Annotated in this window: 13 protein-coding genes; 9 read left to right on the top strand and 4 right to left on the bottom strand. The window is 66.5% G+C overall.

Annotated elements, in window-relative coordinates; all coding sequences use genetic code 11:
* The first annotated feature begins 6 nt into the window (after nucleotides 1-6).
* Nucleotides 7-1,419, top strand: a complete 1,413-nt coding sequence (locus ACZY1G_RS16355) for an APC family permease (RefSeq protein ID WP_463822956.1) — start codon at nucleotides 7-9, stop codon at nucleotides 1,417-1,419.
* A 62-nt stretch (nucleotides 1,420-1,481) separates the two neighbouring features.
* Nucleotides 1,482-2,825: an NAD-dependent succinate-semialdehyde dehydrogenase gene (locus ACZY1G_RS16360; protein ID WP_463812877.1), complete on the top strand. Its 1,344-nt coding sequence runs from the start codon at nucleotides 1,482-1,484 to the stop codon at nucleotides 2,823-2,825.
* Here ACZY1G_RS16360 and ACZY1G_RS16365 read toward each other — a convergent pair.
* Nucleotides 2,822-4,090 carry a threonine/serine exporter family protein gene (locus tag ACZY1G_RS16365; RefSeq protein WP_463822957.1) on the bottom strand — a complete coding sequence of 423 codons (1,269 nt, stop codon included), beginning with the start codon at nucleotides 4,088-4,090 and terminating at the stop codon, nucleotides 2,822-2,824. The two genes, ACZY1G_RS16360 and ACZY1G_RS16365, sit on opposite strands and share 4 nt — an antisense overlap.
* Nucleotides 4,091-4,185: 95 nt before the next feature.
* Nucleotides 4,186-4,932, bottom strand: coding sequence for a 3-oxoacyl-ACP reductase family protein (locus ACZY1G_RS16370; RefSeq protein WP_463812880.1), 747 nt, complete (start codon nucleotides 4,930-4,932; stop codon nucleotides 4,186-4,188).
* A gap of 132 nt (nucleotides 4,933-5,064) precedes the next feature.
* On the opposite strand from ACZY1G_RS16370, the gene ACZY1G_RS16375 reads away from it, so the two are divergent.
* Complete coding sequence (locus ACZY1G_RS16375; RefSeq protein ID WP_463822958.1) at nucleotides 5,065-5,763, top strand: TetR/AcrR family transcriptional regulator; 699 nt, start codon at nucleotides 5,065-5,067, stop codon at nucleotides 5,761-5,763.
* A gap of 9 nt (nucleotides 5,764-5,772) precedes the next feature.
* Here ACZY1G_RS16375 and ACZY1G_RS16380 read toward each other — a convergent pair whose 3' ends face one another.
* Complete coding sequence (locus ACZY1G_RS16380) at nucleotides 5,773-6,561, bottom strand: class I SAM-dependent methyltransferase (protein WP_463822959.1); 789 nt, start codon at nucleotides 6,559-6,561, stop codon at nucleotides 5,773-5,775.
* A 95-nt stretch (nucleotides 6,562-6,656) separates the two neighbouring features.
* Between ACZY1G_RS16380 and ACZY1G_RS16385 the strand changes: the two genes are divergently transcribed.
* The 5 genes from ACZY1G_RS16385 (at nucleotide 6,657) to ACZY1G_RS16405 (ending at nucleotide 11,476) form a co-directional block, all read left to right on the top strand.
* Complete coding sequence (locus ACZY1G_RS16385; protein WP_463822960.1) at nucleotides 6,657-7,724, top strand: sulfite oxidase; 1,068 nt, start codon at nucleotides 6,657-6,659, stop codon at nucleotides 7,722-7,724.
* Between the two features lie 10 nt (nucleotides 7,725-7,734).
* Nucleotides 7,735-8,679 carry a LysR family transcriptional regulator gene (locus ACZY1G_RS16390; protein ID WP_463822961.1) on the top strand — a complete coding sequence of 315 codons (945 nt, stop codon included), beginning with the start codon at nucleotides 7,735-7,737 and terminating at the stop codon, nucleotides 8,677-8,679.
* Nucleotides 8,680-8,790: 111 nt separating this feature from the next.
* Nucleotides 8,791-9,864: a TDT family transporter gene (locus tag ACZY1G_RS16395; protein ID WP_463823019.1), complete on the top strand. Its 1,074-nt coding sequence runs from the start codon at nucleotides 8,791-8,793 to the stop codon at nucleotides 9,862-9,864.
* A gap of 167 nt (nucleotides 9,865-10,031) precedes the next feature.
* Entirely contained in the window at nucleotides 10,032-10,355 is a 324-nt protein-coding gene (locus ACZY1G_RS16400; protein ID WP_463822962.1) for a DUF732 domain-containing protein, read from the top strand.
* 29 nt (nucleotides 10,356-10,384) lie between these two features.
* On the top strand, nucleotides 10,385-11,476 hold the full coding sequence (locus tag ACZY1G_RS16405) for a methyltransferase (protein ID WP_463822963.1): 1,092 nt from the start codon (nucleotides 10,385-10,387) through the stop codon (nucleotides 11,474-11,476).
* 75 nt (nucleotides 11,477-11,551) lie between these two features.
* Here the strand turns inward: ACZY1G_RS16405 and ACZY1G_RS16410 are convergent, their stop codons facing one another.
* Nucleotides 11,552-12,202: a TetR/AcrR family transcriptional regulator gene (locus ACZY1G_RS16410; RefSeq protein WP_463822964.1), complete on the bottom strand. Its 651-nt coding sequence runs from the start codon at nucleotides 12,200-12,202 to the stop codon at nucleotides 11,552-11,554.
* A 164-nt stretch (nucleotides 12,203-12,366) separates the two neighbouring features.
* Between ACZY1G_RS16410 and ACZY1G_RS16415 the strand changes: the two genes are divergently transcribed.
* Complete coding sequence (locus ACZY1G_RS16415) at nucleotides 12,367-13,020, top strand: TetR/AcrR family transcriptional regulator (protein ID WP_463822965.1); 654 nt, start codon at nucleotides 12,367-12,369, stop codon at nucleotides 13,018-13,020.
* Nucleotides 13,021-13,042 lie beyond the last annotated feature (22 nt).

The raw sequence follows: 13,042 nt of genomic DNA on the forward strand, positions 1-13,042 counted from the left end.
GCCACGATGACCCAGTCAGACTCCGGCTCCACGGGTTCTCCCGTGCTCGCTCGCACGCTCGGCATGTGGGCGATCGTCTTTCTCGGCCTGGGCTACATGACCCCGACGGTCGTGTTCGACACGTTCGGCATCGTCTCCGACGAGACCAGCGGTGTCGTGCCCACGGCCTACGTCTTCGCCCTGGTGGTCATGGCCTTCACTGCGATCAGCTATGGCCGCATGACGACGGTGTTCCCCTCCGCCGGTTCGGCGTACACGTACACCTCGGCAACGATCCACCCCAACTTCGGTTTCCTGATCGGATGGGCCGCGCTTCTCGACTACCTCTTGCTCCCGCTGGTGAACGCACTGATCATCCGCAGCTACCTGTACTCGTTCTTCCCGGACGCGCCCCAGTGGCTCTTCGTCGTCGTCTACGTCGCCGCGATCACCGGGATGTGCCTGTTCAGCATGACCAACACCTCCCGCGTGAACATGCTTCTGGTGGTGTTCGAGGTGGTGCTGATCGGGGTGTTCCTGATCCTGGCGGGCAAGTCGCTGATGGACGGGATGGGCAACGGGACGTTGTTCTCGACGGAGCCGCTGTGGCACGAGGGCGTGCATCTGGATCTGGTCATCACGGGCGCCACGATCGTTGCGTTCTCGTTCATCGGGTTCGACGCGATCACGATGTACACGGAGGAAGCCAAGGATGCCTCGACGGTGCCGAAGGCGATCCTGTTCGCTCTGCTCATCGGCGGCGCCATCTTCTTCGTCGCTGCCTTCTTCACGCAGTCACTGTTCCCGGACGTCTCGAATTTCAGCCAGGAGTCCCTGGAGAACAGCGCGCTGCCGGAGGTGGCGTTCAACGTCGGCGGGCATCTGTTCAAGATCCTGCTGACCGCGGCTGCGTTCGCCGCCACGGTGGCCTCCAGCCTGGCATCGCATGCATCGGTGTCACGGTTGCTATTCGTGATGGGGCGCAACGGTCGCGGTCCGGTCGGTCGGTTCTTCGGCTATCTGCACCCGAGTTTCCAGACTCCGTCGTACGCGATCGTTTTCGTGGGTCTGGTGTCGTTGTTGGCGATCTCGTTCAACCTGGATTTCGTCGCGTCGCTGATCAACTTCGGCGCCCTGATCGCGTTCACCATGGTGAATCTGACGGTGATCATCTACTTCGCGTATCGCCGGCGCGAGGTCAGCGGGGCGGGACAGATCTTCCGCAACATCGCGCTGCCCGGCATCGGGGTCGCAGCCACCGTGTTGCTGTGGCTCTACCTTTCGCCCGAATCCACCCGATACGGAATCATCTGGTTCGCCATCGGAATCGTTGTGCTGCTGTGGCTTACACGATTGTTCCGTCGCCCGCTCTCGGTAAACATGGGCGAGGCGATTCCCGACGCCGACGAACTCGACACGCCCCCTAAGACGGCGACCTAGACTGGCGGCGCACGGTTTTTTTCGTGCCTGTGCCCAGCCCGATCATGAGGAGCGAACTGTCGATGAGCACGTCTATGTACGCAGTGGTCGACCCGTCCACCGGCGAGTTGGTCAAGGAATACCCGACGGCCACCGACGAGCAGATCGAGCAGGCGATCGCCGCGGCGGACACGGCACACCGCGAATGGTCGCGCACCTCGTCGGTCGCTGATCGGGCGGCTCTCATCCGTCGGGTGGGCGAACTGCACGAGGAGCGTAAGGAGGAGCTGGCCCGCATCATCCAGCGCGAGATGGGCAAGCCGCTGGACCAGTCGATCGGCGAGGTGGAGTTCAGCGCCGCGATCTACACCTACTACGCGGACAACGCCGAGAAGTTCCTCGCTGACGAGCCGATCGATCTCCTCGACGGCGAGGGGTCGGCGCTGATCCGCCGCAGCTCGGTGGGCGTGCTCCTGGGCATCATGCCCTGGAACTACCCGTACTACCAGGTGGCCCGGTTCGCCGGCCCCAACCTGACGATCGGCAACACGATCGTGCTCAAGCACGCGCCGCAGTGTCCGGAATCGGCGGAGGCTCTGCAGAAGATCTTCACCGACGCCGGCTTCCCCGAAGGCGCCTACGTCAACGTCTACGCCACCAACGAGCAGATCGCCGAGGCAATCGCCGACCCCCGGGTGCAGGGTGTGTCGCTCACCGGCTCGGAGCGGGCCGGCGCCGCCGTGGCCGAGATCGCGGGCCGCAACCTGAAGAAGGTCGTGCTCGAACTGGGCGGTTCCGACCCGTTCATCGTGCTGTCGACCGATGATCTGGACGCCACCGTGGAGGCCGCGGTCGACGGACGCTTCGAGAACACCGGTCAGGCCTGCAACGCGGCCAAGCGCATCATCGTCGCCGAGAGCGTTTACGACCAATTCCTCGACAAGTTCACCGAGAAGGTTCTGAGCAAGGCCGACGGCTTGGCACCGCTGTCGTCCGTCGCCGCCGCGGAGCGCCTCGAGGATCAGGTGAAGCGCGCCGTCGACGCAGGCGCCAACCTGACCAGCCAGGGTGAACGCAAGGGCGCTCACTTCCCGCCGGGGGTACTCACCGACATGCCGCGCGACTACCGCGAGGAGCTCTTCGGACCCGTTGCATCGGTGTACAAGGTCTCCGACGAGCAGGAAGCGGTGGAGCTGGCCAACGACACGCCATTCGGGCTCGGCTCCTACGTCTTCACCACCGACGGCGAACAGGCCAAGCGGGTCGCCGACAAGATCGAGGCCGGCATGGTGTTCGTCAACGCGGTCGGGGCCGAAGGCGTGGAGCTGCCCTTCGGCGGCGTGAAGCGCTCGGGCTTCGGCCGGGAATTGGGCCGCTTCGGCATGGACGAGTTCGTCAACAAGAAGCTCATCCGCATCGTCGATTAGGGCGCCGCGTCGAGTCGTAGCCGCCGCCGGTCGAGCACCCAGTCCCGCACCCGGGTGGGCACCGCCAATCCGACGGCCATCCCGATGACGGTCAGAGTTGCGGTGACGCTGTCGCCGGCGACTGCCAGCAGGACGGGTTCACCTGCCCGCGTGGCGAGTTCAGCGACGCCTGCGACGGCCCGGAAAACGTACACGCCGGGCACCATGGCGACCACAGCGGCGAAACCGACTGCGGCGAAGGGCATTCCCTTCAGGTACGCCAGGGGCGTCAGGACTGCTCCGGCGAGCAGACATGCAATGAGCGCCGCGACGGGCAGGCTCACGTGCCATTGCACCATCGCGATCCAATGCAGGGCATGCGCCGCCATGCCGACAGCCACAGGCCAACCCAGAAGGCGGTACGGCATGGAGAAGAACACCGGGTAGCAGGCGGCGGCGACACCGGCTGCCACCACGTCAGCGGCGAAAGGCACGTTCGCAGGCGGCGCCGCAAGGGGCAGCGACTGCCCGCCGACGCCCAGCCCGATCGTCAGGCCCACAGCGATCACCGCGAGAAGAAGGAGCGCATAACCCAGACGGGCCAACGCCAACGGTATTCGCGCCGCAAGCAGATCCATGGCGCCGATGAGTATCTGTGGCCCCGGCACCATCACCATGGCCGGGCAGAGCGCAACCAGACCGCCGGGAGCGTGCACTCCGACCGCATCGGCGAACCCACCGGCTGCACCCGCGATCAGCGCAGCGCCGAAGACCGGCAGCAATGGGTCGGCACTCCACCTACCGACCAGGCGGCGCAGCACGCCGCCCAGGGCTGCCGCAGCGGCGATCAGTGCGATCGTGCGGAGGTCCGTCACGCCGAAGACGACGGACAGCGCCGCCGCTCCGAGCGCGCAGGCCGTGACGAACACCGGTGTCGCGGAGACCGGGAGACGCTCGGCGGCGTCGAGCGCTCGATCGACCTCCACGCGATCGATGGAGCGGCGCCCCGACTCGTCCACTGTGCGCATCAGTGCGGTCACGCGACGCATGTTCACTGCGACGGGGCGCGTCGCCTTGATCAGAACGCCGCCCCCGTCGGTACGCGGGTCGTAGACGGTCAAGGCCGACCACCCGGGAACGACCTCCGCCGGTTGACCGAGTCCGTGCGCCAGCCGTCGCACCGCGGTCACCGTCATCGATGTGGATTGACCGCTGTTGTGCAAGAGAACTGCAGCGCGCAGGATCGTCCCGAGCGCCGCGGTGTGATGTGCAGGTTCGCTAGACACCGGCGACGCCGTGGCCGATCATGTCGTGCGGGTCGTGGTGTCCAAGAGTCGGTGCCTCCCTTGCCATAGGAGGGAACCTATCGGCACCTGGGGGATCAGATGACGAAACCGCCGTCGACGTTCCACGTCACGCCGGTGACGTAGCCGGCTTCCGGAGACGCCAGATACGCGACCGCACTGGCGATGTCGGCGGGCTGGCCGTACCTGCCGACGGCGATCAACGGACGTACGTATTCGGAGAACTCCCCGCCCTCCTCCGGATTCATGTCGGTGGCCACCGGGCCGGGCTGGATGGTGTTGACGGTGATTCCGCGTGGAGCGAGTTCCCGCACCAGCCCACGGGTGAAGCCGGCGACGGCGGCCTTGGTCAGGGCGTAACCCGACAGGCCGGCCATCGGTGCGCGGTCGGCGTTGACGCTGCCGATCGTGATGATGCGCCCACCCTCGCCGAGGTGCGGGACTGCGGCTTTGGTGGCGGCGAACACGCCGCGCACGTTGACCGCGATGAGGCGGTCGAACTCCTCGAGGGGGAAGTCCTCGATGGGTGCCCCGTAGGCGATGCCGGCGTTGTTGACCAGGATGTCGAGACCGCCGAGCGCCGAGGCTGCCGCCTGCACCGCGTCGGTGACCGCTGCGGGGTCGGCGCTGTCGGCCTGCACTGCGACCACCGTGGCGCCCGCTGCGGTCAGGTCGTCGACCAGGCTCTGCGCGGGTGCCGGCGAGGACTGGTAGGTGAACGCCACCGCGGCACCGTCGGCGACGAGCCGGCGCACGACACCTGCACCGATACCACGCGAACCGCCGGTCACCAGGGCACGTTTTCCGGACAGGGGACTCGTCATCGCGTTCTCTTTCGAACCGTTCGGCCTCACGCCCAAGCACAAGCGCCTGGTGACCGGAAAGATTCCTCGCTCACCTGGCGGCCAGTACTGACGAAATCCTCAAGATTGAGGTCAGGCTGATATCCTGCGGCGATGGACGTGCCTGACAGCGACGGCGGCGAGCAGCCTGTCAATCGGCTCCAGCGTCGCAAGATGCGTACCCGAGCAGCGCTGGTGCGTGCAGCGCAGGGATTCATCGCCGAGGGCAAACTCGCAGTGCCGATCCTGGAGATCACGCAGGCCGCCGATGTCGGAATGGGGTCGTTCTACAACCATTTCGAGAGCAAGGAGCAGCTGTTCGAGGCGGCCCTGACGGATGCTCTCGACCAGATGGGCGCGCTCCTCGACGTGTACACCGAGTCGATCACTGACCCGGCCGAGGCCTTTGTCACGCGATTTCGACTTGCCGGCAGGCTGTTTCGCCACCGCCCGCAAGAGGCGGCACTGCTGCTGGCCAACGCCGGCTCGCTGATCTTCTCCGAGCACGGTCTCTCACCGCGCGCCCGTCGCGATATCGCCGCGGCCATCGACGCCGGCCGTTTCGTCATCGCGGATCCCGACGTGGGGCTGTCCCTGGCGGGCGGCGCGTTGATCGGACTGGCCACCCTGCTGCGGGAGAAGCCCGACCGCGACGCCGACGCCACGGTCGACGAGATCGCCGCGAGCCTGTTGCGCACCTTCGGCATCCCGGTGAAGCAGGCCGCAGCGCTGTGCGAGCTTCCCCTCCCCGACATGTCGTCGCTGGCGGATCCGCCGGCTGACTGGCCCACGCCCATGACTCGCCCGAACTGACTGCTCCCTTCAGACGGTCCCGGTTGCGAGATGCGCTGTGGTGCTGGTGCGTAACTGCCCACCGGGGCCTGCGCGCCGTTGCGCAGCAGCCAGCAATGCGGGTCCGAGGAGCTCACGTTGCTCGGCCGTCAGCGCCAGAAACGGGGGCATGAAGCCGAACATCTCATCCAGCTCGTCGAGGAACCGCGGTACCGCGGTACCGTCCCAGACGATCTCGAGCGGCGCCACCGTGATGTCGTGACATCCTGCGGCCGCCATGTGCTGCTGCAGCACATCGGGTTTCGCGGCCAACAGCACCCCTTCGGGCACGGGGACAGGTTCCTGCCCCGGGAACACCTCGGCCATGGCTTCCACGAGCAGAGTCACGGCTGCGACGGTCCGCGGATCTTTCCAACTGCTGATGCAGACGCGGCCGTCAGTGCGGGTCACTCGGGCCAACTCGCGAAGGCCGGCCCGCCAGTCAGGCAGGTTGATGACGCCGAACATCGAGAAGGCGATGTCGAACGTGTTGTCGGCGAACTCGAGCGCCTGTGCATCCATGACAGTCGCGGAGCATGCCGGGAACGGTGCCAGCCGCTGCGCCGCCCGCTCCACCATCGGTGCGGCGACGTCCGTGGCCACCACGCGGGCACCGAGCGAGGCAGCGGCCACGCTCAGCCCCCCGGGACCACAGGCGACGTCGAGCACGTGGGCACCTGGTGAGATACCTCCGACCATCTCGAATGCGGGTGGAATGCACTGGGAGGTCAGCGGTTCGCCGTTGCGTTCGTACAGCGCTGAGTCGATAGGAGGAACCATGCGCACAGCCTGCCGAGGACATGACCATTCGGCAAGGAGTATTGCCGTTGAGGCAAGCTCGGCTACGGGGTCACCGCGGGGCATAGTGTGCAGACGTGACGAAATTCGCGGCGGTGAAGCCGACGCCCTCCGAATTGATGGAGGATGCGGGGACCGGGCTCGACTACGGCACCAACCCGACCCAGATGCTCGGCGACATCACACCCAACGACCGGTTCTTCATCCGCAGTCATGCTCCGTCGCCTCACATCGACGTCGACACCTGGGCACTTCGCATCGAAGGTGGCGGCGTGCGAAAGCCGCTCGAATACTCGCTAGCCCAGTTGCGCAACGACTTTCCACTCATCTCGATGATCCGCACCCTGGAGTGTGCGGGCAATCGCCGCACATTGTTCGGACAGGAGGTGCAGCACACCTTCGAGGGCACGCAATGGGGGCGGGGGGCGATCAGCACCGCGGAATGGACCGGGGTACGACTCCGCGAACTGCTGGGACCGGCAAACGTGACCGATGACGCTGTGGAGGTGATGCCAGAGTCTCTCGACCAGATCCGGGCCCGCAGGCCGCTGCCGCTGGCCAAGGCTCTCGCCGATGACACGATCGTCGCCTTCGCCATGAACGGGGAGCCGCTTCCCGTCGACCATGGCTTCCCTGCCCGGCTGGTGGTATCCGGCTGGCTAGGAGCGGCGAGCATCAAGTGGCTGGGTCGCATCGAGGTCAGCACGCAACATCTCTACACGCCCTGGAACACCGAGGATTACGTGCTGATCGGCCCCGGTCAGGCCACCGAAGGCCCAGCTCGTGGCCCGGCCATCACCGAACCGGCGCTGTCCAGCCTGGTCGAGCTCCCGTGGCCGGCGACGCTGCCCGCCGGGCCGCATCTGATCCGTGGTCGCGCCTATGCCGGCGAGGGGTGGATCACCCAGGTGCAGTACCGGATCGACGACGGTCCCTGGTCACCGGCCACCATCACCTCGCCGGGCTCGGCGGGGGTATGGGCTCGGTGGCAGTTCCGCTGGGATGCGGCTCCCGGCGAGCACGTCCTGCGGGTGCGCGCCAGCGACAACCGGGGCAACGTCCAGCCGGAGTCCACGGCGTGGAACGAGCTCGGATACATGCACGGGTCGATCCTCGCTCACCCGGTGAACATCAGTTCCCCCTAGGGTCGTCCCTGTGCAGTTGAGCGCCCGAATGCCGGACCTCACGTCGTTGGAGGTCCTGCTCGCCATCGCGCGCACCGGCAGCCTCAGTAGCGCGGGCAGGGAATGCGGGCTGACCCAGCAGGCCGTGTCCGCGCGGATCGCCGCTCTGGAGCGGCAGACCGGTGTGCGTCTGGTCATTCGGAGTAAGACCGGGTCTCGCCTGACGCCGGCGGGCGCGGTCGCTGCGCAGTGGGCCGATCGCCTGCTCACCGTGGCGCACGAGGTCGACGCAGGCCTGGCCACGCTTCGCGACGACACCAAGACCCGGTTGCGCATCACCGCGAGCCTGACCATCGCCGAGCAGCTCCTCCCCCGCTGGCTGGTCAGCTGGCGGGAGACAGTCACCCGGGAACGCGCGACACCGCCGGACGTCATCCTGACCGCAGCCAACAGCGAGCAGGTGATCACGGCTATTCGCGACGGTCGCGCCGACCTGGGCTTCGTCGAGAGCCCCGGAGTGCCCCGGCCGTTGCGCAGCACCACGGTGGCCCACGACGAGCTGGTTGTCGTGGTGCCGCCCACGCACAAGTGGGCCCGTCGACCCCAGCCGATCTCCGCCGAGGAACTCGCCGCAGCTGCGCTGGTGACCCGCGAGAAGGGCTCGGGTACAAGAGAATTCCTCACCAGCGCGCTCCGGCGTGTCACCGATGCCGAGCAGGCTGCGCCCGCGCTCGAGCTGTCCAGCGCAGCCGCGGTGCGCGCGGCGGTGCTCGCGGAGGCGGGGCCGGCTGTCCTGAGCAGGTTGGCCGTTGCCGACGATCTCGAACTCGGGCGTCTGCGTGCCGTCGAGGTGGCTGGCTTGGACTTTCGCCGCGCCCTGCGCGCGGTCTGGGTGGGCGCCAGCACTCCACCCGCGGGTGCCGCGCGTGACCTGCTGAGCCACATCGCTGCCACTCGACGCCATCGACGCGAGTGATCAGGTCACAAGAATTGCTTGTGTCGTCACCGCTGTCGGGCAGGTCCCGCAGCTTCTAGCGTGACAAACATGCAGCAATCCACGCTCACCCTCACCGAGACCATCGACCTGATGGAGCCGACGCCTCGGCGGCTCCACCATGTCGGACCGAACTGGTTCGCCTCGGTGATGGGAACCGGGATCGTCGCCACCGCCGCCGCCAGCCTGCCGGTTCAGGTGCCGGGGCTGCGCGGCTTCGCCCAGGTGGTCTGGGTTCTGGCCGCAGCGCTGCTCGCGGTGCTGGTCGTGCTGGTCGGGTCGTTATGGGTGCGCCATCCCTCCGTCGCTCGCGGCCATGCACGCAACGCGTCGATGGCACACTTCTACGGTGCCGCCCCGATGGCGCTGCTCACCGTCGGTGCAGGAGCCCTGCTGGTCGGTGGCGACCTCATCGGCGCGGACACCGCCCTGCGCCTGGCTTGGACCCTGTGGATTCTCGGCACAGCGGGCGGGCTCGTCACCGCGGCCACCATTCCGTTCCTGATGGTCACCCAGCACGACGTCGGCCCGGATGCCGCCTTCGGCGGCTGGCTCATGCCGGTGGTGCCGCCGATGGTGTCGGCCGCGACGGGGGCTCTGCTCATCCCGCACATCGCCGGAGAGACGGGTCGCGCCACGATGCTCTACGCCTGCTTTGCGATGTTCGGCCTGTCGATGATCGCCGCGCTGATCATCACCACGATGATCTGGAGCAGGCTGGTCCATTACGGCACGTCCGGCACCGCACGGGTCGCCACGCTGTGGATCGTGCTCGGCCCACTGGGGCAGTCCATCACCGCGGCAGGACTTCTGGGGAGCAGCGCCGCCACTGCCGTCGACCCTCAGATCGCCGATGGCCTGAAGATATTCGCCGTGCTCTTCGGTGTTCCCGTGTGGGGCTTCGCGGTCCTGTGGATCGTGTTGGCGGCATCGCTCACCGTTCGAACCCTGCGCCGCGGCATGCCGTTTGCGTTGACCTGGTGGAGTCTGACGTTTCCGGTCGGCACCTTCGTGACCGGCACCACGCAGCTGGCCCTGCACACCGGGCTGCCGGCACTGCGCATCGCCGCGGCGATCAGCTACGTGTGTCTGCTCGGAACGTGGTGCCTGGTGGCGACGCGGACTGTCCACGGCAGCGTTCGCGGCGAACTGCTCGGCCCCCGCTGAAACCGCCGCCCGAACCCACCGCGGAATAGAATTCCGGGCTGCTCCTGGGCCGAGATCGCGACCATGGCTGCTATCCCGATGCGATTGCCGACCGAAAAGTAGTGCATCAGCACCCCGTGTCAGCGGCTTAGGCTTCGAAGACAGCTATGCCGAGAAGAGGTGCTGACATGCAACGGAGCAGACGGCGACTGATTGCCATCGGGATGACCACCGCGGTGCTGCTGGCTGGCGCTGCGGCACCTGCCGCGGCGTGGCCCATCGCCCTGAGCCCCGACGAGGTCAGCTTCCTCAACGGCGTGCGGGGCAACTTCCCAGGAAACGACGATCAACTCCTTCTGGCTGGCAAGCAGGCCTGCCGACAGCTCTACACAGGCCAGCCCGCGCAGGCGGTCATCGACGCGACGGCAGCCGGGTACGGCGCGAGCCCCGCGCAGGCCGCAGGGTTGGTGAACGCGGCGCGGGGCACCATGTGCACGCAAGCTCCCGGCTGATCCGAGTGCCCCGCAGGTAGCCTGCACGGATGCCGTCGACGCCTCTGTCCGTGGTGCTGGCCACGCTTGCGCTTCGGCGCGGTCTCAAGAGATTCGCCGACAAATTGGTGCCGCCGCAGTTCGCGATGCTCGACGTCGGAGAAGGTGTCGCAGGTGTCCAGATCGCGGCAACCATCGCGGAACTCGGAATCGCCGACGTGCTCGCCGACGGGCCCATGACCGCGCAGCAGATCGCCGCACGCGTGGACGGCGATGCGGACACCGTGCACCGCCTCTTGCGCGGTGCGGTCGCGTGCGGTCTGTGCACCCTGGATCGCCGAACGGGAGCAGCGACGTTGACCCGCATGGGCGCGGTGCTGAGCAGCGACCATCCTGCGTCGCTGCGCGCCTGGATGCGCTACAAGGGGATGCGGTCGACCGTGGACGCGTGGGGTGGTCTCGCCGAGAGTGTGCGCAGTGGCCGGAGCGCGTTCGAGATCGTGCACGGTGTGTCGGTGTGGGACTGGTACGCCACTCATCCGGCCGAGCAGCAGATCTTCGCCGCGACCATGCGGCAAGCGACCAGCATGATCGCCCGCGGGATCGCCCGCGTCTACCCGTGGCCCGACGGTGCTGTGGTGTGCGACGTCGCCGGCGGGATCGGAACACTGCTGTCGGTCATCGTGACCGAGCGCGAGGACCTGCGGGGCATCCTGGTCGACAGCGCGGGCATGATCGCCGAAGCAGACCGCTTCCTCGCCGAACGAGGAGTCGAGAATCGCATCGATCGTGTCGAGGGAGACATCTTCCGGTCCATCGACGCGACCGCCGATGTGTACCTGCTCAAAGACGTACTCCACGACTGGGACGACGAGCGCTGCTCGAAGATCTTCGCAACGGTGGCAGCGAGTATGCCTGTCGGCGCCAAACTCGTTGTGGTGGAATATCTCCAGCCGCCCAACCGTCCGAATCCGTTCTCGCCTCTACTCGATCTGCACACCCTCACCCAGCGCGACGGCGGACGGCTGCGCTCCAGAGAAGAGTTCGAGGAGCTGCTCGTCGGCGCGGGGCTGCGGCCCACCGGACGGACCTTCTCGGTCGTTCCGCACGATCTCATCGAGGCCGTGAAGATCGCGGAATGATCTCCGCGGCAGGCGTTTTCGTTCGAGCAGACGTACACGTCCCAGATGCTCGCGGGTTTGCGGTCGTCGGCGCGGTCAGGACGGGCCTGAGACCAGTCCATGGCGGATGATCGATTGCGCGTTGGCAACTACCTCGGCCACGGAACCGCGCCGGGGGCTCCACCACTCCACCGCAGAGTAGAGCGCGCCGAGAATCAGCATCTGGGCGATATCGACGTCGAGTTCCGGCCGAAGCCGCCCTTCCTTGGCGACATCGTTGACGATCCGGCGCCAGATCTCCCCGTAGCGTTCCTCCTCGAGGATCTGCCGTGTTCTGATGGACTGCGGAATCTGTCCAGCGTTGCGGATTGCGGCCGTCGTGTAGTCAGAGACCTCGAGCTCGTGACGTAGGTGGGCTTCGGCGGCGATGAGCAGACGATCGAGACCACTGGTGTCGACGGGGACGTCGTCGAGGGCGGACATCACGTGCGCCCGTAGGTCGGCGGCACCGGACCACATCACTTCTTCGATGAGATCCTCACGAGACGGGAAGTAGTAATAGATCGCCGGCGCCTGCAGCTCGGCAACGGCGGCGACGTCGGTGAGACGCAGGCCAGCGTATCCGTTCTTCGAAAGCACACGCGCGGCTGCGTCGAGAATGCGGGATCTTGTCGATGCGGACTTCGACGTCGATTCCTCACCTTGCCGATTTGCGGTCGACGCCAAAGGCGTTCTGTGCCTGGCCATCAAACGATGTTACGCGAGCGACGTGTCATAAAATCCGAAACGCCCGACGATCGCCCGCGTTCAGGACCTGTGCACTCAGCTGACAACATTGGAGACTGATGAAAGGGCGCCGCCTGCGAGCCGAGTGTTGCGCTCCCCGGCAATCACGCTCCTATTATCGGTCGATGCCGAGGAAGACGCCCACCGCCACCGGAGGTGACTCGAAGTCACAACGCACCCGCGTTCGCATCCTCGACGCTGCGGCAACCGTGCTGACTATCAAGGGATACGCAGGCACCCGGCTGACCGACGTTGCTGAGCACGCGGAACTACAAGCCCCCGCGATCTACTACTACTTTCCATCCCGAGAAGACCTGATCGAAGAGGTCATGTTCCGTGGTATTAGTGATCAGCGTCGATGCCTGCAGCAGGTCCTCAAGGCCCTTCCGCAGGACACTTCCGCCATGGATCGGATCATGGCCGCCGTCGAGTTTCACCTACGACACCAACTCGAGATGTCTGACTACGCGCGAGCGTCGATCCGCAATTCAGGCCAGGTGCCTATGCGATTGCGGACGCGGCAGAAGAAGGAAGGAGCTACCTATGAACGGATCTGGCGCGGATTGATTAGAGATGCATCAGCCGAGGCACAGATTCGCGATGACCTCGATGCGCCGATGGCGCAGGCACTCATCCTCGGTGCCCTCAACTGGGCTGTGGAGTGGTGGGATCCCCGTCGCAACTCGCTGGAGTCCGCAGTAGCGAATGCACAGGTATTCGTTCGTCACAGTCTCGCGCCGCTCGCGAGCACGAAAGCCCCGCCTTCAGCTGGAGAGTGACCCCTCGGCGCGAACGGGGTCC

This window comes from Mycobacterium sp. IDUB_5, from assembly GCF_055419565.1.

Coding starts and splice junctions, on each gene's coding strand:
- ACZY1G_RS16355 (WP_463822956.1), top strand. CDS start 7: ATGACCCAGTCAGACTCCGGCTCCACGGGTTCTCCCGTGCTCGCTCGC.
- ACZY1G_RS16360 (WP_463812877.1), top strand. CDS start 1,482: ATGAGCACGTCTATGTACGCAGTGGTCGACCCGTCCACCGGCGAGTTG.
- ACZY1G_RS16370 (WP_463812880.1), bottom strand. CDS start 4,932: ATGACGAGTCCCCTGTCCGGAAAACGTGCCCTGGTGACCGGCGGTTCG.
- ACZY1G_RS16375 (WP_463822958.1), top strand. CDS start 5,065: ATGGACGTGCCTGACAGCGACGGCGGCGAGCAGCCTGTCAATCGGCTC.
- ACZY1G_RS16380 (WP_463822959.1), bottom strand. CDS start 6,561: ATGGTTCCTCCTATCGACTCAGCGCTGTACGAACGCAACGGCGAACCG.
- ACZY1G_RS16395 (WP_463823019.1), top strand. CDS start 8,791: ATGGAGCCGACGCCTCGGCGGCTCCACCATGTCGGACCGAACTGGTTC.
- ACZY1G_RS16400 (WP_463822962.1), top strand. CDS start 10,032: ATGCAACGGAGCAGACGGCGACTGATTGCCATCGGGATGACCACCGCG.
- ACZY1G_RS16405 (WP_463822963.1), top strand. CDS start 10,385: ATGCCGTCGACGCCTCTGTCCGTGGTGCTGGCCACGCTTGCGCTTCGG.
- ACZY1G_RS16410 (WP_463822964.1), bottom strand. CDS start 12,202: ATGGCCAGGCACAGAACGCCTTTGGCGTCGACCGCAAATCGGCAAGGT.
- ACZY1G_RS16415 (WP_463822965.1), top strand. CDS start 12,367: ATGCCGAGGAAGACGCCCACCGCCACCGGAGGTGACTCGAAGTCACAA.